The following is a 23,589-nucleotide window of genomic DNA, read 5'->3' as shown; positions in this document are numbered from 1 at the left end:
CATAAGAAAAGGGGGTAAGGAGATGACAGAGCAGAACGCTTTGGGGGGACGCGTGCGCCTCGCCATGGGAGCCGCCATGCTGATCGCCAGCTGGGGCGCGGCCGCCGAGCCGCTGAATGTGAAGCTGGACTGGACCCCCTGGGCCGTCCATGCCCCTTTCCACCTGGCCATGCAGAAGGGCTGGTTCAAGCAGGCCGGCCTGGATGTGCGGCTGGAAGACGGCAATGGTTCGGTGACCACGGTGCAGATCGTGGGCGGCAGCGACCGTTTCGATGTGGGCCATGCCGCGCTGGCCTCCATGGTGATCGCGCGCAGCAAGGGCCTGCCGGTGAAGGGGCTGGCGCCGTTCGCCACCTCCAGCGACATAGGCGTGCTGGTGCCCGCGGATTCGGGCATCGCCGGGCCGGACGGTCTGAAGGGCCGCAAGATCGCCTATACGGCCGGTTCCCTGGAGGCGCCTTTCGTGGACGCGTTCCTGGCGGCCGGCGGCCTGCGCCGCAGCGACGTGGACCTGCTCAGCGTGGATGCGGCCGGCAAGGCGGCGACCTACGCCGTGGGCCGCGCCGACGCCGTCATCTCCACCATTCCTTTCGTGCTGCCCTCGGTGTCGCGCCAGCGCCCTTCGGCGGCCATCCCCTTTGCCCGGCACGGACTGGACATGGTCAGCTTCGGCCTGTTCGCCAGCGAGCAGAAGCTGGCCAGCCGCGAGCAGGACATCCGTACTTTTTCCAATGTGGTGGCCAAGTCCTGGAACTACATCTACGACGGCCATGAGCAGGAAGCGGTGGACGCCATCGTGGCGCAGCGCCCCAATGCGCGCCTGGACAAGGCCATCCTGCTGGACCAGCTCAACACGCTCAAGACCTATTTCGGCCCGGCCGTGGCGGGCGGCTCCATCGGCGTCAGCCAGCCGGCCGACTGGGACAAGACCATCGCCACGCTGGAGCGGGTGGAGCTGATCCCGGCCGGCCAGAAGGCGGCGGACTACTACCAGCCCGGCGTGGTCAGCAGCGAATCGCTGGCGGGCCTGGAGCTCAAGTGATGGCGGCGCGCGTCCTCTCCCAAGACGTGCGCAAGCGCTTCGAAGGCGCGCGCGACGTGCTGGCGCTCGACGGCATCAGCGTGGACATCCAGCCCGGCCGGTTCATCAGCATCCTGGGCCCCAGCGGCTGCGGCAAGAGCACCTTCCTGCGCTGCGTGGCCGGTCTGGAGAGCATCAGCAGCGGCTCGCTGACGGTGGACAACCAGCCCGTGAAGGGGCCGCCCGACCAGGTGGGCATGGTGTTCCAGCGCGACGCCCTGCTGGAGTGGCGCACCATACGCGAGAACATCCTGCTGCCGCTGGAATTCGCCGGCAAGCGCCGCGCCGACTACCGCGACAAGGTGGACGAACTGCTGGCGCTGACCGGCCTGTCTCAGTTCGCCGACAGCTACCCGCGCCAGCTGTCGGGCGGCATGCGCCAGCGCGCCTCGATCTGCCGGGCTCTGGTGGACGATCCGCGCCTGCTGCTGATGGACGAGCCCTTCGGGGCGCTGGACGCCCTGACGCGCGACAACATGAACGCGGAGCTGCAGCGCATCTGGCTCAAGACGGGCAACACGACGCTGTTCGTGACGCACGGCATCGCCGAGGCCGTCTTCCTGGCGGACACCGTGCTGGTGTTCTCGCCCCGGCCGGGTCGCATCCTGGAGCAGATCCACATCGATTTTCCCCGTCCTCGTCCCCTGTCCTTGCGGGAGACGCCGGAATTCGGGCGGCATGTGGCGCATATCCGTCAATTGTTCGGCATCGCCGACGGCGCGGGAGACAGCCATGAATAAAGCCTTGCGTTCCTTGCCCTCCTGGCTGGCGGGCCTGATTTCCGTGGTGGTGGTCCTGCTGGTCTGGGAGGCCGTCTGCCGCTTCGGCCAGGTGCGCGAGGTCATCCTGCCCCGGCCCACGCTGATCCTCAAGGACCTGTACGGCGAGCTGGGCTGGTACCTGAGCCAAGCCCTGTACACGCTGGGCGTGACGCTGGCCGGCTTTGCCCTGGCGGCGGTCGGCGGCGTGCTGATCGCCGTGGCCCTGGTCAGCTCTCCGCTCTTTGAGCGCTTCTGCTATCCGCTGATCGTGGGCTTCAACAGCATTCCAAAAGTGGCCCTGGCTCCGCTGTTCGTGGTCTGGATGGGGACCGGCTACGAGCCCAAGGTGGCCATCGCCTTCATGATCGCCGTGTTCGCCGTCATCGTGGATACGGTGCAGGGATTGCGCTCGGTCTCGCCCGACATCCTGGACCTGGGCCGGGTGCTCAAGGGCGGACCGGTGGCCATGTTCTTCAAGGTGCGCCTGCCCTCGGCCCTGCCATCCATCATGGCCGGGCTGAAGGTGGCCCTGTCGCTGGCGCTGGTGGGCGCCATCGTGGGCGAGTTCGTGTCCTCGCAGCGCGGGCTGGGCTTCGTGATCATGAGCGCCCAGGGGGTGTTCGACACGGTGCGGGTGTTCTCGGCGCTGATCATCCTGGCGGTGATGGGGCTGGCGCTGTACTTCCTGCTCGATGCCGTGGAAAAGCGCGCGACGCGTTTCCGGGCTGACTAGTTTCCAACAACTTCAATGCAGAAAATCTGGGGGATTGATGCAATTTCTACTCAAACTGTCTCGGGCGATCGACTGCCTGAACCGACTATGCGGCCGTTCGGTCATGTGGCTGGTTCTGCTGGTGGTGGTGATCAGTTCGTTCAACGCGATTTCACGCAAGTTCTTTGATTCCAGCTCCAACGCCTGGCTGGAGGTGCAGTGGTATCTGTTCGGCGCCCTGTTCCTTTTGACCGGCGGCTACACATTCCTGCGCAACGAGCACGTGCGCGTGGACGTGCTGGCCTCGCGCCTGTCCGAGCGCAAGCAGATCGTGATCGAGATCGTCGGCGTGCTGCTGTTCATGCTGCCGGCCTGCATCGCCATCATGGCGCTGTCCTGGCCCGTGTTCATGGATTCCTACCTCAGCAATGAAGTCTCTTCCAATTCGGGAGGCCTGATCCGCTGGCCGGCCAAGCTCATCGTGCCCATCGGCTTCGCCCTGATTTCCCTGCAGGGGATCTCCCACCTGATCAAGTGCATCGGCTTTCTGCGCGGCGCCTGCCCGAATCCCAACCGGCGGCTGCAGGAGAAGACGCCGGAAGAACTGCTGGCCGAGGAAATCGCGCGCCAGGCCCAAGCCAAATTCGAGCATCAACAGAAAGGCTGAACTTCATGATGGATTTATTTGTCGCCAATATGGCGCCGGTGATGTTCGCGTCACTGATCATCTTCCTGCTGCTGGGCTTCCCGGTGGCCTTCGCCCTGGCCGCCAACGGCATGGTGTTCGGGCTGATCGGCGTGGAACTGGGCCTGTTCAACTGGTCGCTGTTCCAGGCCCTGCCGCTGCGCGTGTTCGGCATCATGGCCAATGACACGCTGCTGGCCATTCCCTTCTTCACCTTCATGGGCCTGATCCTGGAGCGCTCGGGCATGGCCGAGGACCTGCTGGACACGGTGGGCCAGCTGTTCGGCTCCATGCCGGGCGGCCTGGCCATCGCCGTGGTGGCCGTGGGCGCCATGCTGGCGGCCACCACCGGCGTGGTGTCGGCCTCGGTGATCTCCATGGGCCTGATCTCCCTGCCCATCATGCTGCGCTACGGCTACAGCCGGCGCCTGGCCACGGGGGTGATCGCCGCCTCGGGAACCCTGTCGCAGATCATTCCGCCGTCCCTGGTGCTGATCGTGCTGGCCGACCAGCTGGGCCGCTCCGTGGGCGACATGTATCGCGGCGCCATGGTGCCGGGCCTGCTGCTGACCGGCGCCTACATCGCCTACGTCCTGATCCTGGCGGTACTGCGTCCCAAGGACGTGCCGCCCATCCCGGCCGAGCATCGCACGTATTCGCAGGCCAATGGCCGCTCGGGCGCCCGCTCCTTGTGCGTGCTGCTGGCGATCTCGCTGGTGTCGGCCTACCTGCTCGATGAGTACGTGGTCGATCCCAACGGGCCCATCGACGAGAAAGTCATCATCGGCATCCTGCTGGTGGGCGGCGTGGCCTTCGTCCTGGCGCTGCTGAACAAGTGGCTCAAGCTGGGCATGCTGTCCACGCTGGCCGAACGCGTGACCTTCGTGATGATTCCGCCCTTGGCGCTGATCTTCCTGGTGCTGGGCACCATCTTCCTGGGCATCGCCACGCCCACGGAAGGCGGCGCGATGGGCGCGGTGGGCGCCATCCTGATGGCGGTCAGCCGTCGCCGCCTGAGCCTGGACCTGCTCAAGCAGGCCATGGACACGACCGCCAAGCTGTCCTGCTTCGTGATGTTCATCCTGATCGGCTCCACCATCTTCTCGCTGACCTTCCGCGGCGTGGACGGCGACCTGTGGGTCGAGCACCTGCTGATCGACCTGCCCGGCGGCGAATATGGCTTCCTGATCCTGGTAAGCGTACTGGTCTTCGTGCTGGCCTTCTTCCTGGACTTCTTCGAGCTGGCCTTCATCATCGTGCCCCTGCTGGGACCGGTGGCCGACAAGATGGGGATAGACCTGATCTGGTTCGGCGTGCTGTTAGCCGTTAATATGCAGACATCCTTTATGCATCCACCATTTGGCTTCTCATTATTCTACTTGCGCTCGGTGGCTCCCAAGGATGACTATATCGACAAGGTGACCAAGAAGAAGATTCCGGGCGTGGCCACGGGCGACATCTACTGGGGCTCGGTGCCGTTCATCGGCATCCAGATCCTGATGATCGCCGTCGTGCTGCTGTTCCCCGGCCTGGTGACGCATTACAAGGGCAGCGGGCCGCAGGTGGATCCCAACACGGTCAAGATAGAAATGCAGGACGAGTACGGCGTGGATGCCAATCCGTTCGATTCATCGGACAACGACATGCCCGTATTCAAATGAACCAGTAGAAAGGAGACGGCCATGGAGAGCCTGGATGTCAGGGTATTGCGCCAGTTGCACGACTGGCGCGCGCAGGGGCGCGAGGCCATTCTCGTGACCGTGGTGCAGACCTGGGGTTCGTCCCCGCGTCCGGAAGGCTCCATCATGGCCCTGGAAAAGGGCGGGGCGGTGGTCGGCTCGGTCTCGGGCGGCTGCATCGAGGATGACCTGATCCGTTCCTACCACGACACGCAGGCCGCGGACAGCCGCCTGCAGGCAGGCGGCCGGCCCCAGTTGCTGACGTATGGCGTCAGCGCCGACGAGGCGCACCGCTTCGGTCTGCCATGCGGAGGCACCATCCGTCTGCTGGTGGAGTTCAATCCCTGTCCGTCGGCGCTGGCCGAGGTACTGGAGCTGCTGGAGCAGCGCCACCTGGTGCAACGCCATGTGGACCTGCACAGCGGCCGCGCCTGGAGCAGCGCCACGCGCGTGCCTGCGGCCTTGAGCCTGAGCCAGGACTGTCTGTCCGTCACCTTCGGGCCGGCCTATCGCCTGCTGCTCATCGGCGGCGGTCAGTTGTCCGAGTACGTGGCCACCATTGCCTTGTTCAATGGCTTCGACGTGACGGTCTGCGATCCGCGCAGCGAGCATATCGAGGGCTGGAGCGTGGCCGGGGCCCGCGTGGTGCGCGGCATGCCTGACGACGAAGTGATCGCCTGCGTGCCGGACCGCAGGACGGCGGTGGTCGCCCTGACGCACGATCCCAAGCTGGACGACCTGGCCTTGCTGGAAGCGCTCAAGAGCAGCGCCTTCTATGTGGGCGCCATCGGCTCGCGGCGCAACAACCAGAGCCGGCGCGAGCGCCTGGCGGAGTACTTCGACCTGACCGCCGAGGAAATCGACCGCCTCAAGGGGCCCATCGGCCTGTACGTCGGCAGCAAGACGCCGGCCGAGATCGCCGTCAGCATCATGGCCGAGATCATCGCCGTCAAGAATGGCGTGGACGTGCCGCGCGAGCTGTCGGTGGCCTCGGTCAAGAACAGGCAGGAGCAGCAGTCGGCCTGATTGCCTGCCTGCGCGCCAGTCCCGCTGTTCATGGCGCCGATTCGCATTAAGATAGGAGAACGGGCTGCGGTCCGTTCTCTTTTTTTTGCCGTCTGCGAGCCTGCGATGACTTTGTCTGCTATTTACGGCTATATGCCCGTCAGCGCCCCGCAGGGGCGCCAAGCCTTGTATACCCCCAGCCAGTGCGCCCGCATGGATGCGGCGGCGCCCGCCCTGGGCGCGCCCGTCGAGCAATTGATGCAGGCGGCGGGCCAGGCCGTGGCGCAGGCCGTGCAGCAGCATTGGCCGCGCGGCGCGGTGCTGTTCCTGTGCGGGGCGGGCAACAATGGGGGCGACGCCCTGGTGGCCGCGAGCATCCTGCGTGACCAGGGACGGGACGTGTCGGTCTACAGCCTGGTCGATCCGTCGGCGCGCCGCGGAGCGGCGGCCTGGGCGCAGGCGCAGTGGAACGGGCCCTGGGAGCCGCGTTGTCCCGATTTTGCCGGTTTTGCCGTCGTGGTGGACGGCTTGCTGGGGGCGGGCCTGGACAGGCCCGTGCAGGGCGAGGCGGCCGACCTGATCCGGGCGCTGGCCGCCTCGGGCGCGCCCGTGTGCGCGATCGACGTACCCTCGGGCCTGGACGGCGCCACCGGGCTGGTGCGCGGCGTTGCCGCCCGGGCGTGCGTCACGGTCACTTTTGTGCGCTACAAACCCGGCCACCTGTTGTATCCGGGCCGGGACTTGTGCGGGCGCCTGGAGCTGGTGGGCATAGGCATGCCCGCGGCCGCCCTGGAGCCGCCCGACACCTGGCTGAACGAGCCCGCTCTGTGGAGCGCCCGTCTGCCCCGGCTGGCGGCGGACAGCCACAAGTACACGCGCGGCCATGCTCTGGTGATAGGCGGGGCGCGCATGACGGGAGCCGGCCGGCTGGCCGCCCGGGCGGCGCAGCGCGCCGGAGCCGGGCTGGTCAGCATGGCCGTGCCCGAGGCGGTCTGGAGCATTTACGCCGCCGCGCTGGAGAGCATCATGGTTGCGCCGCTGGAGGCGTCCGTCAGTCGCGACGAGCGTATCCGCGCCTGGCTGATCGGTCCCGGCGCGGGCCTGGGAGAGGACACCCGCAAGCTTGCGCTGGAGCTGCTGGCCACGGGCAGGCCCTGCGTGCTGGACGCCGATGCGATCAGCTGTTTCGCCGGCCGTCCGCAGGAACTGTTCCAGGCCCTGCATGGGCAGTGCGTGCTGACGCCGCACGCCGGCGAGTTTGCGCGTCTGTTCGACCCCGCCGAGGATCGTCTGCAGTCGGCCCGCGGCGCCGCCCGACGATGCGGCGCGATAGTGGTCCTGAAAGGCGCCGATACGGTGATCGCCGCTCCGGACGGCCGCGCCTTGATCAACGCCTGCGCGCCGCCCTGGCTGGCAACGGGGGGCAGCGGCGACGTGCTGGCTGGGCTGGTGTGCGGATTGCTGGCGCAGGGCATGCCGGCCTTCGAGGCTGCGGGCGCTGCCGTGTGGCTGCATTCCCAGGCGGCGCTGCACTGCGGGCCGGGCCTGATCCCCGAGGACCTGCTGCAGGCCATGCCTGCCATCTGGCGGCTTCTGCCGCAAGCGCCATCTCAGGGATAGTCCGCAGGGGTGGCCGGCCCGATTGGTTTTAAGATCAGCCTTTCAGGTTTCATGTTTATGCAAGCTCGCCGAGCCCGCGTACGCGATAGGCGCGTCATGAGCCGGGACGGTCAGGGGAGGAGGAGCGCGCGACGCGTTTCGCCATTTGCGGCGGCGTCGGCGGCGGTTCCGGATCGGCCGGAGCCGCACCCCTATCAGGAGAGCATGATGAAATACGTGGAAGGTTTCGTCTTGGCCGTTCCCAAGGCCAACAAGGAGCAGTATCTGCAGCATGCCAGGCAGGCCCTGCCCATCTTCAAGGAGATGGGCATCAGTCGAGTCGTGGAGTGCTGGGGCGACGACGTGCCCGAGGGCAAGGTGACGGATTTCCGGCGCGCCGTCCAGGCGGCGCCTGACGAGGAGGTGGTGTTCAGCTGGTTCGAATATTCATCCAAGGAGGTGCGCGACGCGGTCTACCAGAAGATGATGGACGATCCGCGCATGCAGGCCATGAGCAAGAACATGCCCTTTGACGGCAAGCGCATGATCTTCGGGGGCTTCGTGCCCATCCTGGACGCTTGAGCGGGTTCAGGCGCCCTGGCGCTGGTAGGCCAGCAGCACGATCCCGCTGAGCACCACGGCGCCGCCCAGAAGCTGGGTCGGGTTCAGGGTCTGCTGCAGGATGAACCAGCCCAGCAGCAGCGAAGCTACCGGCTCGATGTTCAGGAAGGGGGCGTTGCGCGACAGATTCAGCCGGGGCGCCATCACGAACAAGGTGACGAAGCCCGCCGTGTACAGCAGGCAGACGACGGCCAGGGCCAGCCAGCCCATGGGACTTTGCGGCAGGGACGAGCCGCCGGGCAGCAGGCCCAGCGGGCTCAGGACGATCAGCAGCACCAGCGTTTGGCTGATGGTGCAGAAGCTGCGCACCGCTCCGGGCAGGGACGAGAGCTTGTTTTCGGTCACCCACAGTCCGATGGCGAAGACCAGCGCCGTGCTCAGTCCGCAAGCCACCCCCAGCAGCCAGTCGGCGTCCAGCGTGGCGCCGGCCAGCAGGCTGGGCGCGTCCAGCGCCAGCAGCAGCCCCGCCAGGATGACGAGCATGATGATCAGGGTCTTGCGGCCGGGCCGGTGGCCGCCCAGCACCCAGGTCAGCAGGGCAAGCAGGATGGGGTACATATTGGCCACCAGCAGGGCCAGGGCCACGGGAATGCGCGCGATGGAGGAATAGATCAGCATGCACTGCGTGGTGATCAGCGCGCCCAGCAGCAGTTGCCAGCCCAGATAGCGGCGCGGCACGCGCAGGGCCTGGCGCTGCCAGATCAGGAGCAGGCCCAGGGCCAGCGTGGCCGAAGCCGAACGGGAAATCACGGTGATGATCAGGCCCGCGCCGTGGTCCAGCGCGACCTTGGCGGCGATGTGATTGCCGGCGAAGGAGCTGCCCAGCAGGAGCAGCAGGGCGATGGCCAGGTGGCGGGGCAGCAGGGAAGGCGCAGACGCGGGGGGCATGCCAATTATTTCAAATTTAAAGTATCAGCTTGTACCCAATTGTTGTCTGCGGCCGGTTTTGCTGCAAGCGCTATTTGCGGGAAAGCGCCCGTTTGTGGCTGGTGAGGCGCCAAACCAGGCGCACCGGCATGATGCGGCGCCGCCATGCAGGGCGGCGTCGCGCTTCAGTGCGTGCTGTCGCTGGGGTTGACGCGCGGGATCTGGTAGGTGATGGACTGGTATTTGGGCGTGGACTGGTGGCCCACGATCTCGCCGCCCAGACTCTCGGCGATCTTGCGGCTGGCGATGTTTTCCTCGGCCACCGGATAGCAGAATCCGGCGGCCTCGCTCACGCTGGACGCCCATTCAAGGACGGCTTGCACGGCTTCGCGGCCGAAGGCCATGCCCTGCTTGTCCTCGCGAATCCAGATGCCCAGCTCGGGCGTGGCGGTGCGCAGCCGGTGCAGGCCCGCCAGTCCCAGGAACTGGTCGGTGGTGCGGTGACGCACCGCAAAGACGAATTCGGTGCCGTCTGCCGCTCCGGTCAGCCATTCGCCCCAGATGCTGTCGAATTGCTGGCGGCTTTCAGGCGGATCCCAGGTCATGAAGCGGGTCAGGGAAGGAGTGATGCAGGAAAAAGCTTCGTCCGCGTCGCGCAGGCTGAAGGGTTTCAGGGACAGCCGGGCCGTCTTGAGAGTCAGGTTTTCTGTGTCGAGTGGCATAGGATCTCCTCGGTACAGGCGGACTGGCCCGGTGGGCAGCCGGCCGCGATTGCAAAACAGAGGGCGGCTAGCCCGGCCCTCGCTTTTTTTAGCGTAACAGCGTCGCCCTTCCGAAGGCCAGTTAAAAAACTGTTGTTCCCGGGGAAAAGGCCAGTGCGGGCGGACCTATGGATGGCGGCGCGCCTGCAGCGGCGGGCGCAGCGCTGCCGGTTGCAGTGCTACTATGATGGCCGACGTCCCCGCTGACAGAGATTCCACCATGAATTCCGATTCCGCCCAGGCGCCGATTGCAGACAACAAGCGGGCGCAGTCCTTGTTCCGGCGCTGGCGCGCCATGCTGGCCGGCAGCCTGCTGCTGGCTGTCCTGGCAGGCTGTGCGCTGCCCTCACTGGAGGGGCGCACCCAGTCCGTCTCCCTGGACAAGGAGCAGGCCGAGCAGACGGCCCTGGGCCGGGCCATCGTCCCCCTGGCGCAGGCTCATCCGGGCCTGTCGGGCATTTATCCTTTGTACGACCCCTACAATGCCTATGCGGCGCGGGCTCTGCTGGCGCACGCCGCCCAGAAGACGCTGGACGTCCAGTATTACATCTGGCGAGGGGACACCACCGGCATGCTGCTGCTGGGAGCGCTGCTGTCCGCGGCCGAGCGCGGCGTACGGGTGCGCCTGCTGATCGACGACAACGGCATTACGGGCCTGGACAGCACGCTGGCGGCGCTCAACGCTCACCCCAACATCGAGGTGCGGCTGTTCAATCCCTTCGTGCTGCGCTGGCCCAAGTCGCTGGGCTACCTGACCGATTTCTCGCGCTTGAACCGGCGCATGCACAACAAGTCCTTCACGGTGGACAATCAGGCCACCATCATAGGCGGGCGCAATGTGGGCGACGAATATTTCGGCGCCACCCAGGACGTGCTGTTCGCCGATCTGGACGTGCTGGCCATCGGAGCCGTCGTCCAGGACGTCTCGGACGATTTCGACCGCTATTGGGCCAGCCAGTCCTCCTATCCCGTGGACCGGCTGGTGTCGGCGGACGGGCCGCAGGCGCTGGAGTCCTTCCGGGAAGAACTGGCCGAAGCCGAGCGCCAGCCCCGCGCCCAGGGTTACCGCGCCGTGCTGACGGGCTCCAAGCTGGTGGGCAGCCTGATGCGCGGCGAGATGGAATTCCACTGGGCGCGCACCACCATGATCAGCGACGATCCGGCCAAGGCGCTGGGCGAGGTCAACCCGGAACAGCTGCTGGTCTGGCAGATGGACAGGCTGCTGGGCGAACCCAGGCGCAAGGTGGACCTGGTCTCGTCCTATTTCGTGCCCACGCGCACCGGCGTGCGTTCCTTCCAGTCCCTGATGGCCCGGCCGGGCATGCGGGTGCGGGTGCTGACCAATTCGCTGGCCGCCACGGACGTGGCCGCCGTGCACGCCGGCTATGCCAAACGGCGTCGCGCGCTGCTGCAGGCCGGCGTGGAGTTGTGGGAACTGCGTCCAACCGGGGACAGGCCCACGCGGCATGGCTCGGCGCCCTTCGGCAGTTCGGGTTCGGCGCTGCACGCCAAGACCTTCGCCATCGACGAGCAGCGGCTGTTCGTGGGCTCGTTCAACTTCGATCCGCGCTCGGTCAATCTGAATACGGAGCTGGGCTTCATCATCGAAAGTCCCGTCATGGCCCAGGCGCTGTCCAGGGCCTTCGACCAGGCCATCCCCTATCGCAGCTATCGCGTCGAACTGGACGACAAGGGCGAACTCATGTGGGTACAGTTGAACGAAGACGGCAGCCGTCGCGTCTTCCATACGGAGCCCGAGGCCGGCCTGTGGCGGCGCCTGAACGTCGGCGTGCTGTCGGTGCTGCCCATCGAGTGGCTGCTGTAGCGGCCCGGCTTGGGAACAAGCCGAGGCGGCCTTTATACCTTCAGGCGCTCCAGGGCGACGCGCCGGGCGCTGATCCAGCCTGCATACAGGTACAGCCCGTATTTTTCCATTTCCTGCTCGGCCAGGTTCCATTCGTGCAGGGCGCGTCCCGGTTCGCCCAGCGCGAGCCATGCATCGCCCCGGACGCAGTGCAGCTCGGCGGACAGGCTGTTCGAGGCGTAGCGCAAGCCTTGCGCCGCGGCCTTGTCCAGCCAGGGCATGGCCTCGTTGCTGCGCCCCAGGCGCACCAGCGCGCGCGCAATTCGCGCCATGAGCCCGTCGGCGCAGATGGGCAGGCCGTGCAGCACGGTCGGCACGCAGTCCAGCATGGGCTGCAGGCTGGATTGGCGGCCATGCAGCATGATCTGGCAGTAATGAAGAAAGGAACGGGCCAGAGCCGACCAGGGTTCCGGACTGCTCAGCTCCTTGAGTTCCTTCAGGGACTGATCGGCCAGCTGGCGGCATTGTTCCAGCTGATCGCTCAGGTACAGGGTCTGCAGCGCGAACAGCCGGGTGATGGCGCGCATGGTGAAGGACGTCTCGGGACGCAGGCTCTGCAGCGCCTGCTGGGCATGCTGCCGTGCGGCGGCCGGGTCGCCCTTGAGCGCTAGCGTCACGGCCAGGGTGCCCAGCGTCAGGTTTTGCGGAAACTGATCGGCGATCGCCAGCCGGCTCTTCGTGGCGGGCAGATCCTCCAGCACGGCCAGGCTGAGGTTCAGGGTCTGCTCGGCGGCGCGCACGTCGCCTTTCCATAATTCGTGCTGGCCGATGGCGTACAGCGCCCAGCTGCGGTTCTGATCGTGGCCGGTCTCGCTGGCCAGGGCCAGAAGCTGGCGGGCCACCTGCAGGGCCTGCTCGAAATTGCCCTGGGCCTGCAGGGCCGACCAGGTGGTCCACAGCGACACCATCACCTGGTCGCTGTCGTGATGATCCTGGACGTGGCGGCCCAGCTCATAGGCCATGGCCGTCGAGGCGGCGGCCGGGCCGTAGAGCGCGGTTTCGATGGCCCCTTGCAGCATGCGGCATTCGAACTGCAGAGTCTGGCGCACCTGCAGGTCGCTGATGAGCTCGCTGCGGTTCAGGGAGCGCTGCAACAGTTGGCTGGCCTGGCGCAACTGAGTCTGCGCCAGCGCTTCGCGCGCGGCGCGCTGCCACCAGAATGCGGCCTCGGCGCTGTCGGCCTCGCACAGGTGCCGGGCGATCAGTTCGGGCGCATGGCGACGGCGTATGCCATGGCGGGCGATGGCCCGGTGCGCGTCCTGCTGTTCGCGGCGCAGGGCGATTTGGCCCACGGCCTGGGCCACCAGCGGCTGGCAGCTTATCTCGCGGCCATGGCGCTCGATCAGGTCCAGCGTGACCAGCGTATCCAGCCCGCTGTCCAGCGTGTCGACGTCCATGTTCAGCATCAGGGCCAGTTCGTTCGTCTCGATGGCATGGTCGTTGAGCGCGACGGTGGTCAGTATGCAGCGCGTGGCCGGCAGCAGGCAATGGTACTGGGTGCAGACCAGGTCGTTCAGGCGGGGCGCGCAGTCGGGTGCGCCGCCCAGTTCGATCTGGCGCAGCAGATCGTGGGCATGCCCCGGGTTGCCGGCGCTCAGCCGGGCCAGGCGCGCACGGTGGTCCCTGGAGAGCCGCTGCCCGCGGCTCAGAAGATTGTTGATGCTGGAGCGGTCCAGGGGGCGCAGCGCCAGGCGCTCGGCGCGTTCCAGCCCATGGCTGGGATTGCGGCTGGTGGTCAGCAGCAGCGTGGGGTGCCGCGGCGCGGAGTGCGCCAGCAGCCGGATCAGCTTGTGTGTGGGCGGATCGGCCCATTGCATGTTCTCGATGATCAGCAGGCGACGGCGGGTCGAGCCCCGCGGACCGCTGAGCAGGTTGAAGAGCATGTCCATGTGTGCGGCGCAGGGCTCGTTCAGTTCCAGCTCATCGGGCGGCGACTGCAGCCATGAGCTCAGCGCACGGGCCTGCTGCGGCGTGATCTCCAGGGCGGCCTGCACAGCCTGCGGAGAAAACGGGTCCTGCAGGCCGGCCGGCTGCTGCGCCATCTGGCCGGCCAGCCGCTCGTACAGCCACAGGCGCACCGGGTGCCAGGCCAGGCGGCGCATGTCTTCGCGGCACTGCAGGGCGATGCAGGCGTGATCGGTCTTTTGCACGTAGTCGGCCAGGGACTGGACCAGCAGGCTCTTGCCGATGTGCGCGCGGCCGTGGATCGCAAGATGTTGCAGCGGACGGTCCGGACCTACCAGGGACCAGGCTTGCACCAGCTGGTCGAACTCCTGGGATCGACCGTAGACGCGGCTGGCGAGGCGCCCGGCGTCCGCGCCCGCTGTGCGCAGGTTGAGCGCCAGCGCCTCGTCCTGGCCCGGGTTGGGCGCCAGCGCGTCCTCGGGCGCCAGGCGCAGCGCAGCCTGCAGCGTGACTTGGGGCGAGCCGGGCGGTGCCTGCCAGCTCAGCGGCAGGACGACCTGCGCCAGTTGTCCCCAGGGGTCGGGCCGGCCGGACTGGTCGTCTATGGCCAGGTCCGCATGCACGGCGATGCTCATCTGGATGCGTTCGTCCAGCCGCCGGGCGGCCGCGGCGCGGGCCAGTCCGGCGGCCAGCGCCACCGGCGACTCCAGCAGTTCGGGATAGCCGAAATACGCCAGCACCTGATTGGAGCCGGCGGAACAGAACCAGCCCCCGTGCTGCTGAATCAAGAAGGCCAGCAATTGACGGCTCTGGTCCAGGACGGCCCCGCTGTGTTCGCGGTCGTGGCGCTTGTCCGGCTGGAAGCGCAGGCAGAAGCCGACCACGGCCAGCGGGCGCAGGCGCAGGTTGCTCTGCGAAGCCTGGACGGGATCAGCCAGCCGTCCGGACGCGTCGATCAGGTCGCGGGTCTGGGCGCTGGGCTCGCAGCCCAGCCGGTCGGCCAGCAGCACGGAGCACTGCTCGAAGGCCTGCATGGCGGCGTCGTGCTGGCCTTCCTGCTTGAGCAGGCGGATCAGGCGTTGATGCAGCTGTTCTTCCTCGGGCCAGATGAGCAGCCACCGCTTGAGGTGGGCGATGGCCTGCGCGGACGGCACGGCGTCCAGGCCCGACTCCATGTAGCGGTCGCGGCACTGCGCCAGGGCCCGGCGAATCTGCGCATGGGCGTCCTGCAACCAGTCCTGGAGCTGTTCGCCGTGGTGCAGCTTGACCTGTTCAAGCAAGGGCCCCTGGTACAGCTCCAGGCGTTCCAGATCGCTCAGCTCCGGCTGGCTGGGGTGCTGGAGCAGCGCCAGCACGTCGATGCGGATCCGGGCGGGGTCCAAGGCCAGGGTTTCATTGCTGATGCGCAGGACCTCGCCGCAGCCGTCCAAGGCGCGGCGCAGGGCGTGCAGGGCGTGGCGCAGGCGTGCGCGGCCTACGCTGACCGGATCCTCGTGCCAGATGATCTCCGCCAGGTGGCTGCGGCCCAGCGGCTTGCCGTGGGCCAGCGCCAGCAAGGAGAGCAGGATGCGGGCCTTGTCGTAATTGATGATCTGGGTGCGCGGCTGGCCGCCGACCAGCAGTCGGTACGGCCCCAGCAGATGGAGCTGGGCCTCGGGCGGGGCAGGTGAAGACAAGGCAGCCATGGGCTTGTTCACGTATCAAGAGTTAAGCAATGACGTCTAGAATGTATCCAATGCGTTTAATTGTGCTTCAAGTATTTCTTCGAGGATAAACGTTTTTTGTTCGGAGCCTCCGACATCATGAAATTTTCGATCGGCTTTTCAGGGTTTTCCCCTCTTTCACCGTTCTGGCCGGCAGTCGGGACGGTCAGGCATGAAGCTTTAAAAAAGGGGTTCCTGAAATGATTAAACGGAGCCGGCGAGCGCTTGAGCCCGTCCGGAGCGCGGCCTTGAAAGGCTGAGGCGCGCCGACGCGACCGGCGGCATGCCCGGCGGCGGCCTCTCATGTGATCCGGCGGTTGAATCAGGGCTGAAACGGCGTGACCGGCGGACAATGCGTCAGGCTATGATGTGGCTTTCTGAATAAAAATTACCAGCCGCTATCCTGTCATGGTCGACCCAACTCGTTCCTCGCTGCGCAAGCAGTCCCGATTGCCCCTGTCGCTCAAGGTCAAGTACACCTTGCGGGCGCGCCTGGAGCGGGGAGAATGGCCCGTGGGCACGCGCATCCCCACGCTGGAGGAGCTGATGCAGGAGTACGGGGTGTCGCGCGCGACGGTGCGCGCCGCTCTGGACGAGCTGGAGGGCGAAGGGCTGATCGAGCGCACGCGCGGCAAGGGGACTTTCGTCATCGGCGACGTGGCCCAGGATCACTGGCTGATGCTGCCTACCGACTGGGATTCCCTGATCGAGCACCTGAACCGACTGCACACCGTGATGGTGGAGCTGGGCAGCGGCAAGGGCGCGCTGCCGGTGGAGATCACCGGCGAATCCCTGCCGGGCTCGTACTGGTGGACCACGCGCGTCAACCACACGGACGGACTGGCCTACAGCCTGAATACGGTCTACGTGCTGGATGAGCTGGCCCGGAAGCTGCAGCCCCACCTGAGCCGCGAACCTGTGCTGCTGGTGCTCAACCGGCTGGGGCGAGACCAGATCCATTCCATCCGCCAGACGCTGACCGTGCGGGTGGCGGACGCGGACCTGGCGCGGCATCTGAACATGGACATCGGCATGCCGGTGGTGCGGGTGGTCCGCATCATCCGCAACCAGCAGGACCAGGTGGTGTATGCCGCGCATGTGTTCTATCCGGCCAAGTACCTGAGCATCGAGAACGAGCTGACGCCGGCGCCCGTGCCGGCCGCGCGACGCTCCGCCTGAGCGCGCGCCTTTGCGCCAGATCCGTCGTGCGCGGCGGGATCAGGCGCGGCCGGATGGATGCGGCGCGCAAGGCGCCTGCGCATGGCGACGAAAAATCCCTGGCCGCAAGACCGGAGTCCTTCATTTCTCTTTCTAGGTAGAAACACGGTGTTAACGCCTGCCGCGGCTTGGTGTACAGTCTGTTTTCCATAAAGTTCTAAAAATAGAACTTTAAGACTTATCGGAATTCAGCTCGCCCTTGCGGCGATCGTTTTCATCTGCTTTGAGGAGTACCACGTGAAGATAACCATGCTTGGCACCGGCGCCGCCTTGCCCGATCCGGACCGCGCACAATCGTCCATTCTGGTGACGCTGGACAACGGCAAGAACTACCTGTTCGATTGCGGCGAGGGCTCCACCCGCCAGATGGTCAAGGCCAACATCAACCCGGCCGACGTGCCCTGGGTGTTCCTGAGCCACCTGCACTACGACCATGTCTGCGGCCTGCCTTTCTTCGTGCTGTCCAGCTGGGTGTTCAACCGCGAGGGCCGGCTCAAGGTCTTCGGTCCCAAAGGCACGCAGGACTTCGTGGATCACTCCTTCGAGAACGGCGCCTTTCGCGTGGACATCCAGGCGCGCGCCGCCTATCCGGCCCGCCAGAAGAACATCGAGGCCGTGCGCCCTGAAGTGTTCGAAGTCGAACCCGGGCTGATGTACGAGGACGAGGACGTGAAGATCCATATCGACCTGGTCGATCACATCCCCACCGAGATCACCGACTGTTTCGGCATCCGCATGGAAGCCGAGGGCAAGGTCGTGGCCTTCAGCGGCGACACCGCGCCATGTGAATCCATGATCCGCCTGGCCCAGGACGCCGATCTGCTGATCCACGAATGCACCTTTCCCGAATCCTTCCTGGAGCACCGCGCCAGGTCCGGGGTGGGCACCTTCGCGCACACCAGCCCGTTGCAGCTGGGCGAGATCGCCCGCCGCGCCAACGTCAAGAGCCTGGTGGCCACCCATTTCGGCCATTACGACTCGACCAGCCCCGTCATCAAGCGCGCCGCCCGCAACCACCTGCCGGTGGATCTGATGGGGCCCGAGCGCCTGGACGAGGTCGCGCGCGACATCCGCAAGAGCTACAAGGGCGAGCTGCGCCTGGCCACCGACCTGATGCGCATAGACCTGTAGACAGGCGCGGGGGAGACAAGATGCGAGTATTCGAGAAAAGCGGAGCGGCCCTGCTGGCGGCCCTCCTGCTGGGCGCCGCGGGGGCGGCCCCGGCGGCCTATCCGGAGCAACCGCTGCGGGTGATCCTGCCCTACGCGCCCGGCGCGGCCGGCGACATCATCTTTCGCATGATCCAGCCCGAGCTGTCGCGCGAGCTGGGCCAGACGGTCGTCATCGACTACAAGACCGGCGCGGGCGGCAATATCGGCACGCAGATGGTGGCGCGCGCCAAGCCGGATGGCTACACGCTGCTGTTCTCGGCCACGAACAACTTCGTGATCAATCAGTTCCTGTACAAGAAGATGGGCTACGACCCGCTCAAGGACTTGCACGTGATCAACAAGGTGGCCGATGCGGCGGCGTTCGTCTATGTGAATGCGCAGGTGCCGGTCAAGACCATGGCGCAGTTCCGCGACTATGTGCAGCAGCATCGCGGGCAGGTGAATTATGGTACGCCGGGCGCGGGCACCACGCCCGATCTGTCGGGCTGGATGCTGTCCGAGGCGCTGGACGGCGACATGCTGGGCATCCAGTATCGCGGCTCGGCGCCGGGCGTGCAGGCGCTGATCGGCAATGAGGTGCAGATGTTCATCGGCGGCTACGGACTGGGCGCGGCCTTTCTGCCCGAAGGCAAGATACGCGCCCTGGCCGTGGCGCTGCCCGAGCGCTTCCCGGCCCTGCCGGACGTGCCCACCATAGACGAGCTGGGCTACAAGGACGTGGTGGTGAGCAACTGGTGGGCCCTGGCCGCGCCGGCCGGCACCGACGCCCGGATCCTGGACCAGGTGGAGAAGGCGCTGGACAAGGTGCTGGCCGACCCTGCCGTCCGCGACAAGCTGATGGCCCAGGGCTATGTGGCGTCTTCCACCCCGGCCGCCCGGTTCCGCGCCGATCTGCCCGCCCAGGCCCGCTATTGGCAGGACGTGGTGCGCAAGTCAGGCATCAGCATCGAATAAGACGTGAACCATCCTCGGGGCCGGGTCGGCTTCATAGCTGGGCCAGCCCGGTCCTTTTTGCAGCGCCTCCTTCCGGTGGCGCTGTTTTTTTTTGCTCATGACAACGGCTCCGTTGCTGGGGCCGCGTGCCGGCCGTCCTCAACCGTCCGACCGGATTCCTGCTTCGCGCACTACGTTTTCCCAGCGCCGGCTGCGCTGGTCTATCCATTGCACGGCGTCGGCCTTGGACGATTCATAGGGCCGGATGTCCAGGGTGCGCAGCATCTGCGCCGTGGAAGGGCGTTTCATGATGTCGGCCAGCAGCGTGTTCCAGGCCTGCACCTGGTCGGGAGGCGTGCCTTTAGGGGTGAAGACCAGATAGGCGAAGCGCTCGTCGAAGTTCTCCAGGCCGGGCAGCTTGGCTTCGGCCACGGTGGGCACGTCGGGCATCAGGGGATTGCGTGTGTCGCCCGAGACCGCCAGCGGCGTGAGCTTGCCTTCCTGCACGGCGCCCAGCACCCCCGCGATCACCAGGAATCCGCTGTCGATGCGGCCGCCGTACATGTCGTTGACCACGGCGGGATTGCTCTTGTAGGGGATGTGGTCGAGCTTGACGCCGCTGTCCTGGGTCAGGGCGGACATCATCAGGTGGCCGGGCGAGCCTATGCCCGCCGAGCCGTAGTTCATCTGTCCCGTGCGCGCCTTGTCCAGGAACTGCGCCGTGGTCTTGATGCCCGAGCCGGACGGCACGACCAGCACCTGGTCGAAGGTGCCCAGAAGGGACACCAGCTCCAGCGAATCCTTCAGCCGGAAACGATTGTTCACGTAGACGTGCGGGTTGGCCGTGGCCACGGTGTCCAGGGTCAGCAGCAGGGTGTTGCCGTCCGGCTTGCTGCGGCCCACGGTTTCGGCCGCGATGGTGCCCGAGGCGCCGGCGCGGTTCTCCACCACGATGGTGCGGCCCGTGGTGGCCGAGGCCTCGCGCGCCAGCATGCGCCCCAGCACGTCCAGCGGCCCGCCGGCCGCGGAACTGACGACCAGGGTGACGGTGTCCGACTGCTGGGCCGGTGCGGCCAGGGGCAACAGCAAGGCACAGGCGGCCAGGCTGCGAAAGAGGGGGGCGAATGTCATGTTTGTCTCCAGATGGATGTGGTTATTTATGGTTGTTGCAAGGACTCAGGCCAGTGCCAGGGGCAGAGGACTGGATTCGCTGTGGGCCATCAGTGTGTCCACCAGCTGGCACAACAGGCGGGTCTTCAAGTCGCGTGACGAGGGATCATCCCACAGGTTGTTCTGTTCCAGGGGGTCGGCCTGCAGGTCGTACAGCTCCCCCCATTCCGTCCCCTGATAGACGCTGATCCGGTGCGACCCGGTCAGCAGCGAGCGCAGCTTGCAGCGCTGGGGCATGTTGAAGAGCTGGCGCTGGTTTTCTTCTTCCACCAGCAAGGCCTGGCGCCATCGGGCCGGCTCGCGTCCCATCAACGGCAGCAGCGAACGGCCCTGGATGCCGTTGTAGGGCAGCAGGCCGGCGCGCTCCAGCACGGTGGGCGCGATGTCGATGGTCGAGCACAGGGCGCCGCTGCTCCCGCAGGCGGCCGGGGCGGCGGGGTCGAACCAGATGAACGGGGTGCGGATGATGCTTTGGTAGTGCACCGGGCCTTTGAGCAGCAGCTGGTGGTCGCCCATGAAATCGCCATGGTCGCTCATGAACATGACGATGGTGTTCTCGGCCAGTCCTGACTGCTGCAGATGGTCCAGCACGCGGCCGATCTCCGCATCGATGTGCGTGATGGAGCCGTAGTTCAGGGCGATGGCCTCGCGCGCCTCGCGTTCGCTGCAGGCGAACAGGGCAGGCGTGTGCTTGACGGCCTTGCCCTGGTCGCGCTGCTGGTGCAGCCACTGGATGTGCGGAGGCGGAGTGTGCGGGCCGGGCTGGAAGGAGGCCGGCAGCGTCACCTGTTCAGGGTCGTACATGTCCCAGTAGCGGCCGTGCGGCGTGAAGGGATGATGCGGATCGGGGAAGGAGCATTGGATGAAGAAGGGCTGCTGCGCCTGCGCATAATTGTCCAGCAAGGCGCGGGTGCGCGCGCCGATCCAGGCCGTGGTGCTGTATTCTTCGGGCACGCGCGTGCGCCAGGCCTGGCCGCAGCGGCTCAGTTCGAAGTCGGGGCTGGGCAGGGCCTGCTCGGGGCCGGACAGGGCGGCGATCTCGGGATGTTCGTTCTGGAGCCAGCGGCCGTAGTCGCCCCAGACCTGGTCGCCGTGGTCCACGGCCAGGTCCACATGCTCGAAGCCGTAGAAGGGCAGCGTCATGGCGTGGTCGGGCCGGTCGCGCCAGAGCGCGCCGCATTCCTGGTCGTAATCATTGGTGGCCGTCTGGCGACGGGCCTCGCCGCGCGTGGGAGGCGCATCGGGCCTCGGGTACAGCGCGGGATCGTCCGTGATGTTCTGCAGGTGCGCCTTGCCCACCAGCGCGGTGCGCCAGCCGGCCTGGCGCAGCACGTCCACGAAGGTGGTCGACTCCAGCGGCAGGGGCACGCCGTTGTGACGCGCGCCGTGCACGGAGGGCATGCGGCCGGTCATCAGCGAGGCGCGGTTGGGCATGCAGATGGGCGTGGCGACGTAGAAGCGCTCGGCGCGCCAGCCGCGGCTGGCCAGGGCATCCAGGCTGGGCGTGCGCACTTCGGGGTTGCCGTAGCAGCCCAGGTGGTCGGCGCGGTGCTGGTCGGTGATGAACAGGAGGAAATTGGGTGCAGCGGTGGACATGGCCTTCCTTTTTTTGCATGACAGGGTTTTTGTCCATTATGGAAGCCAGGGCCATAATGATAAATTGAATAATTGACAGCTATATATACAAATAATTCATGGGTGAGACATGGGTTGGAGCGATCGCATACGACTGAAGCACCTGCAGGTCCTGATTCGCTTGTGCGAGCTGAAAAGCATGAGCGACGTGGCCCGGCAGTCCAACATGACGCAGCCGGCCCTGTCCAAGTGGCTCAAGGAGCTGGAGGACAACGTGGGCATGCCGCTGTTCGAGCGCCATGCGCGCGGCATCGAGCCCTTGCCGCCGGCGCTGGAGCTGGCGCGCCAGGCGCAGGGCGTGCTCAGCCGCCTGGATCGCATGGGCGAGTCGCTGGATCAGTATCGTCAAGGCTTCCGGCAGCAGTTCGCGCTGGGGGTCTCGCCCATGGTGGCGGTGGTCTATCTGCCCGACCTGCTGCGCGACGTCTACCAGCGCCATCCGCACTGCCACGTCCGCATCCAGGAGGGCACGCTGGACATATTGGGCAAGAACCTGGAGCAGGGCGAACTGGACCTGGTCATCGGCCGCATCGACGAGACCGGCCGCAATCCGGACATGGCCTTCATGTCCCTGGGCATGGTGCCGCTGTGCGTGGCGGTGGGCCAGAGCCATCCGCTGGCCGGGCGCGCGGGCCTGGACTGGGAGGAGCTCCTGGACTACCCCTGGGTCTTGCCGCCCAAGAGCAGTCCGATGCGCCGGCGCTTCGAACTGGCGCTCGATGCACAGGGCCTGCAGCATCCGCACTGCGCCATCGAATCGTCCTACGCCCATACCAGCGCGCGGCTGGCAGTGGACAGCCCCTTTCTGGTGCCCATGGCGCGCAGCATAGCCCAGGTCTATCCTGACTTGCGCGTGCTGGCGCTGAACTGGAGCGACGCCAGCCTGCACGGCCAACTGGGCCTGTTATGGCGTCCGGAGGACACCGGCCAGCCCTTGCTGGAGGAAATCATAGGCTGGATGCGGAACCGTCACGCTTAAGCATCAAGTTTCGCGGCTTGGAATGTTGTTCCCTTGCGCGATCTCAAATACTGCGCATATGCTTTTGTAACCAGGTATGGCTGACGTGTTATTTTGTTTCGTCTGGGCGGATTATTTGTATGGGAACATTCCTGTCAGGTTGGAAGAATTTGCAAGCGATAAGCATCAGCTCCGTACGCGATACGCTGAGCGGAAAATACCATTCCCGTGATTTCATCCACGCCCGCATGGAGTACCTGCGCACCCGGGTCATGCTGGTGGGGCTGATCTTTGCCGTGCTCACCCCGCTCTGGACCATCATGGACTGGCTGGTGCTGCCCAGCTGGCCCGCCCATTTCCTGACCGCCCGGATCTTGAGCTTCGCAGGTCTGGCCGCCTGCGTGTGGCTGGCCCTGCGGGGACACCAGCGCATCCGTCTCATTTATGTGCTCAGCGGCCTGGTGTTCATCCTGCCGGCCTCTTTCTACGCCTACATGCTGCTGACCTCGGCCAGCGCCGGACGCTACGTGGTGCTGGGCTACGGGTTCATTCCCTTCCTGCTGGTGGCCACGCTCAGCATCTTTCCCTTCACCCTGCTGGAATCCGCGCTGGTGGGCAGCGCGCTGCTCGGCCTGCAGGTGCTGGCGTCCGTGCGTTCGGGCACCTGGATGACGGCGCAGGGCTTGCAGGACCTCTGGCTGCTGGCCGCCTTGCTGGTGGTGGCCCTGACCGCCAATTACTTTCACCTGGGCCTGCTGCTGCGGCTTTACCGGCAGGCCACCCACGACGCCCTGACGGGCCTGCTGAACCGGGGCGCGCTGAACCAGCAGCTCAAGCAGCGCGCCGATGCCGACAATCTGCATGTGCTGATGGTGGACCTGGATCACTTCAAGCAGATCAACGACACCCACGGCCATTCCGTGGGCGATGACGTGCTGATGCGCACCGCCGCCCTGCTCAAGACCCACCTGGGTCCGCAGGACCTGGCCGCCCGCTATGGCGGCGAGGAGTTCACGCTGATCCTGGCCGGCCGTACGGACGAGCAGGCGCTGGAAGTGGCCCGGCAATTGCTGCGCGAGGTGCAGGGGCAGGTCCTGTACAACCATGATCGCATGTCGTTTCGCGTCACCGCCAGCATGGGCCTGGCGGTCTGTCCGCCGGGCCTGGAAGTCGAGTCGGTCCTGCAGGTGGCGGACGAACGCCTGTACCTGGCCAAGCAGCGCGGCCGCAACCAGGTGGTGGCGGAAGACTGAGCGGCGC

At 66.3% G+C, this 23,589-nt stretch carries 19 protein-coding genes; 14 read left to right on the top strand and 5 right to left on the bottom strand.

Annotation, left to right across the window (positions count from 1 at the left end):
• Nucleotides 1–22: 22 nt before the first annotated feature.
• The 8 genes from ACF3ND_RS14465 to ACF3ND_RS14430 all read left to right on the top strand — a co-directional run bounded on the left by ACF3ND_RS14465 (nucleotide 23) and on the right by ACF3ND_RS14430 (nucleotide 8,104).
• On the top strand, nucleotides 23–1,042 hold the full coding sequence (locus ACF3ND_RS14465; RefSeq protein ID WP_394061614.1) for an ABC transporter substrate-binding protein: 1,020 nt from the start codon (nucleotides 23–25) through the stop codon (nucleotides 1,040–1,042).
• Nucleotides 1,042–1,821 carry an ABC transporter ATP-binding protein gene (locus ACF3ND_RS14460; RefSeq protein WP_394061612.1) on the top strand — a complete coding sequence of 260 codons (780 nt, stop codon included), beginning with the start codon at nucleotides 1,042–1,044 and terminating at the stop codon, nucleotides 1,819–1,821. The genes ACF3ND_RS14465 and ACF3ND_RS14460 overlap by 1 nt, the downstream gene beginning before the upstream one ends.
• Entirely contained in the window at nucleotides 1,814–2,575 is a 762-nt protein-coding gene (locus tag ACF3ND_RS14455; protein ID WP_394061610.1) for an ABC transporter permease, read from the top strand. Before ACF3ND_RS14460 ends, ACF3ND_RS14455 begins: the two co-directional genes overlap by 8 nt.
• A gap of 37 nt (nucleotides 2,576–2,612) precedes the next feature.
• Nucleotides 2,613–3,221, top strand: coding sequence for a TRAP transporter small permease subunit (locus tag ACF3ND_RS14450; RefSeq protein WP_394061608.1), 609 nt, complete (start codon nucleotides 2,613–2,615; stop codon nucleotides 3,219–3,221).
• Between the two features lie 8 nt (nucleotides 3,222–3,229).
• Nucleotides 3,230–4,900: a TRAP transporter large permease subunit gene (locus ACF3ND_RS14445; protein ID WP_394065848.1), complete on the top strand. Its 1,671-nt coding sequence runs from the start codon at nucleotides 3,230–3,232 to the stop codon at nucleotides 4,898–4,900.
• Between the two features lie 21 nt (nucleotides 4,901–4,921).
• Entirely contained in the window at nucleotides 4,922–5,944 is a 1,023-nt protein-coding gene (locus tag ACF3ND_RS14440; RefSeq protein WP_394061606.1) for an XdhC family protein, read from the top strand.
• A gap of 105 nt (nucleotides 5,945–6,049) precedes the next feature.
• Nucleotides 6,050–7,543, top strand: coding sequence for an NAD(P)H-hydrate dehydratase (locus ACF3ND_RS14435; RefSeq protein WP_394061604.1), 1,494 nt, complete (start codon nucleotides 6,050–6,052; stop codon nucleotides 7,541–7,543).
• A 207-nt stretch (nucleotides 7,544–7,750) separates the two neighbouring features.
• Nucleotides 7,751–8,104, top strand: coding sequence for a DUF1428 domain-containing protein (locus ACF3ND_RS14430; protein WP_394065847.1), 354 nt, complete (start codon nucleotides 7,751–7,753; stop codon nucleotides 8,102–8,104).
• Between the two features lie 6 nt (nucleotides 8,105–8,110).
• On the opposite strand, the gene ACF3ND_RS14425 is transcribed toward ACF3ND_RS14430, so the two are convergent.
• Entirely contained in the window at nucleotides 8,111–9,031 is a 921-nt protein-coding gene (locus tag ACF3ND_RS14425) for an EamA family transporter (protein WP_394061602.1), read from the bottom strand.
• Between the two features lie 164 nt (nucleotides 9,032–9,195).
• Nucleotides 9,196–9,732 (bottom strand): GNAT family N-acetyltransferase, encoded by a 537-nt coding sequence (locus ACF3ND_RS14420; RefSeq protein ID WP_394061600.1) that lies wholly within the window; start codon nucleotides 9,730–9,732, stop codon nucleotides 9,196–9,198.
• A 259-nt stretch (nucleotides 9,733–9,991) separates the two neighbouring features.
• On the opposite strand from ACF3ND_RS14420, the gene ACF3ND_RS14415 reads away from it, so the two are divergent.
• A complete protein-coding gene (locus ACF3ND_RS14415; RefSeq protein WP_394061598.1) occupies nucleotides 9,992–11,596 on the top strand; it encodes a phospholipase D family protein in 1,605 nt (534 codons plus the stop codon).
• A gap of 32 nt (nucleotides 11,597–11,628) precedes the next feature.
• On the opposite strand, the gene ACF3ND_RS14410 is transcribed toward ACF3ND_RS14415, so the two are convergent.
• The gene (locus tag ACF3ND_RS14410; RefSeq protein WP_394061596.1) at nucleotides 11,629–15,225 is read right to left on the bottom strand and encodes an AAA family ATPase; all 3,597 of its coding nucleotides are present in this window, start codon (nucleotides 15,223–15,225) and stop codon (nucleotides 11,629–11,631) included.
• 426 nt (nucleotides 15,226–15,651) lie between these two features.
• On the opposite strand from ACF3ND_RS14410, the gene ACF3ND_RS14405 reads away from it, so the two are divergent.
• From ACF3ND_RS14405 to ACF3ND_RS14395, 3 genes are all read left to right on the top strand, one after another.
• A complete protein-coding gene (locus tag ACF3ND_RS14405; protein WP_394061594.1) occupies nucleotides 15,652–16,422 on the top strand; it encodes a GntR family transcriptional regulator in 771 nt (256 codons plus the stop codon).
• A gap of 276 nt (nucleotides 16,423–16,698) precedes the next feature.
• Nucleotides 16,699–17,592 (top strand): MBL fold metallo-hydrolase, encoded by an 894-nt coding sequence (locus ACF3ND_RS14400; RefSeq protein WP_394061592.1) that lies wholly within the window; start codon nucleotides 16,699–16,701, stop codon nucleotides 17,590–17,592.
• A 20-nt stretch (nucleotides 17,593–17,612) separates the two neighbouring features.
• The gene (locus ACF3ND_RS14395; protein WP_394061590.1) at nucleotides 17,613–18,587 is read left to right on the top strand and encodes a Bug family tripartite tricarboxylate transporter substrate binding protein; all 975 of its coding nucleotides are present in this window, start codon (nucleotides 17,613–17,615) and stop codon (nucleotides 18,585–18,587) included.
• A 138-nt stretch (nucleotides 18,588–18,725) separates the two neighbouring features.
• Here ACF3ND_RS14395 and ACF3ND_RS14390 read toward each other — a convergent pair whose 3' ends face one another.
• Entirely contained in the window at nucleotides 18,726–19,697 is a 972-nt protein-coding gene (locus ACF3ND_RS14390) for a Bug family tripartite tricarboxylate transporter substrate binding protein (RefSeq protein WP_394061588.1), read from the bottom strand.
• 45 nt (nucleotides 19,698–19,742) lie between these two features.
• Entirely contained in the window at nucleotides 19,743–21,332 is a 1,590-nt protein-coding gene (locus ACF3ND_RS14385) for a sulfatase (protein ID WP_394061586.1), read from the bottom strand.
• A 109-nt stretch (nucleotides 21,333–21,441) separates the two neighbouring features.
• On the opposite strand from ACF3ND_RS14385, the gene ACF3ND_RS14380 reads away from it, so the two are divergent.
• Together ACF3ND_RS14380 and ACF3ND_RS14375 are read left to right on the top strand one after the other, a co-directional pair.
• Entirely contained in the window at nucleotides 21,442–22,350 is a 909-nt protein-coding gene (locus ACF3ND_RS14380; protein ID WP_394061584.1) for a LysR family transcriptional regulator, read from the top strand.
• 149 nt (nucleotides 22,351–22,499) lie between these two features.
• On the top strand, nucleotides 22,500–23,582 hold the full coding sequence (locus tag ACF3ND_RS14375) for a diguanylate cyclase (protein WP_394061582.1): 1,083 nt from the start codon (nucleotides 22,500–22,502) through the stop codon (nucleotides 23,580–23,582).
• Nucleotides 23,583–23,589 lie beyond the last annotated feature (7 nt).

This window comes from Alcaligenes sp. WGS1538 (assembly GCF_043187505.1).
In the GTDB taxonomy this organism is placed as follows: Bacteria; Pseudomonadota; Gammaproteobacteria; order Burkholderiales; family Burkholderiaceae_B; genus Alcaligenes.
This window is presented reverse-complemented; position numbering and strand designations above follow the sequence as displayed.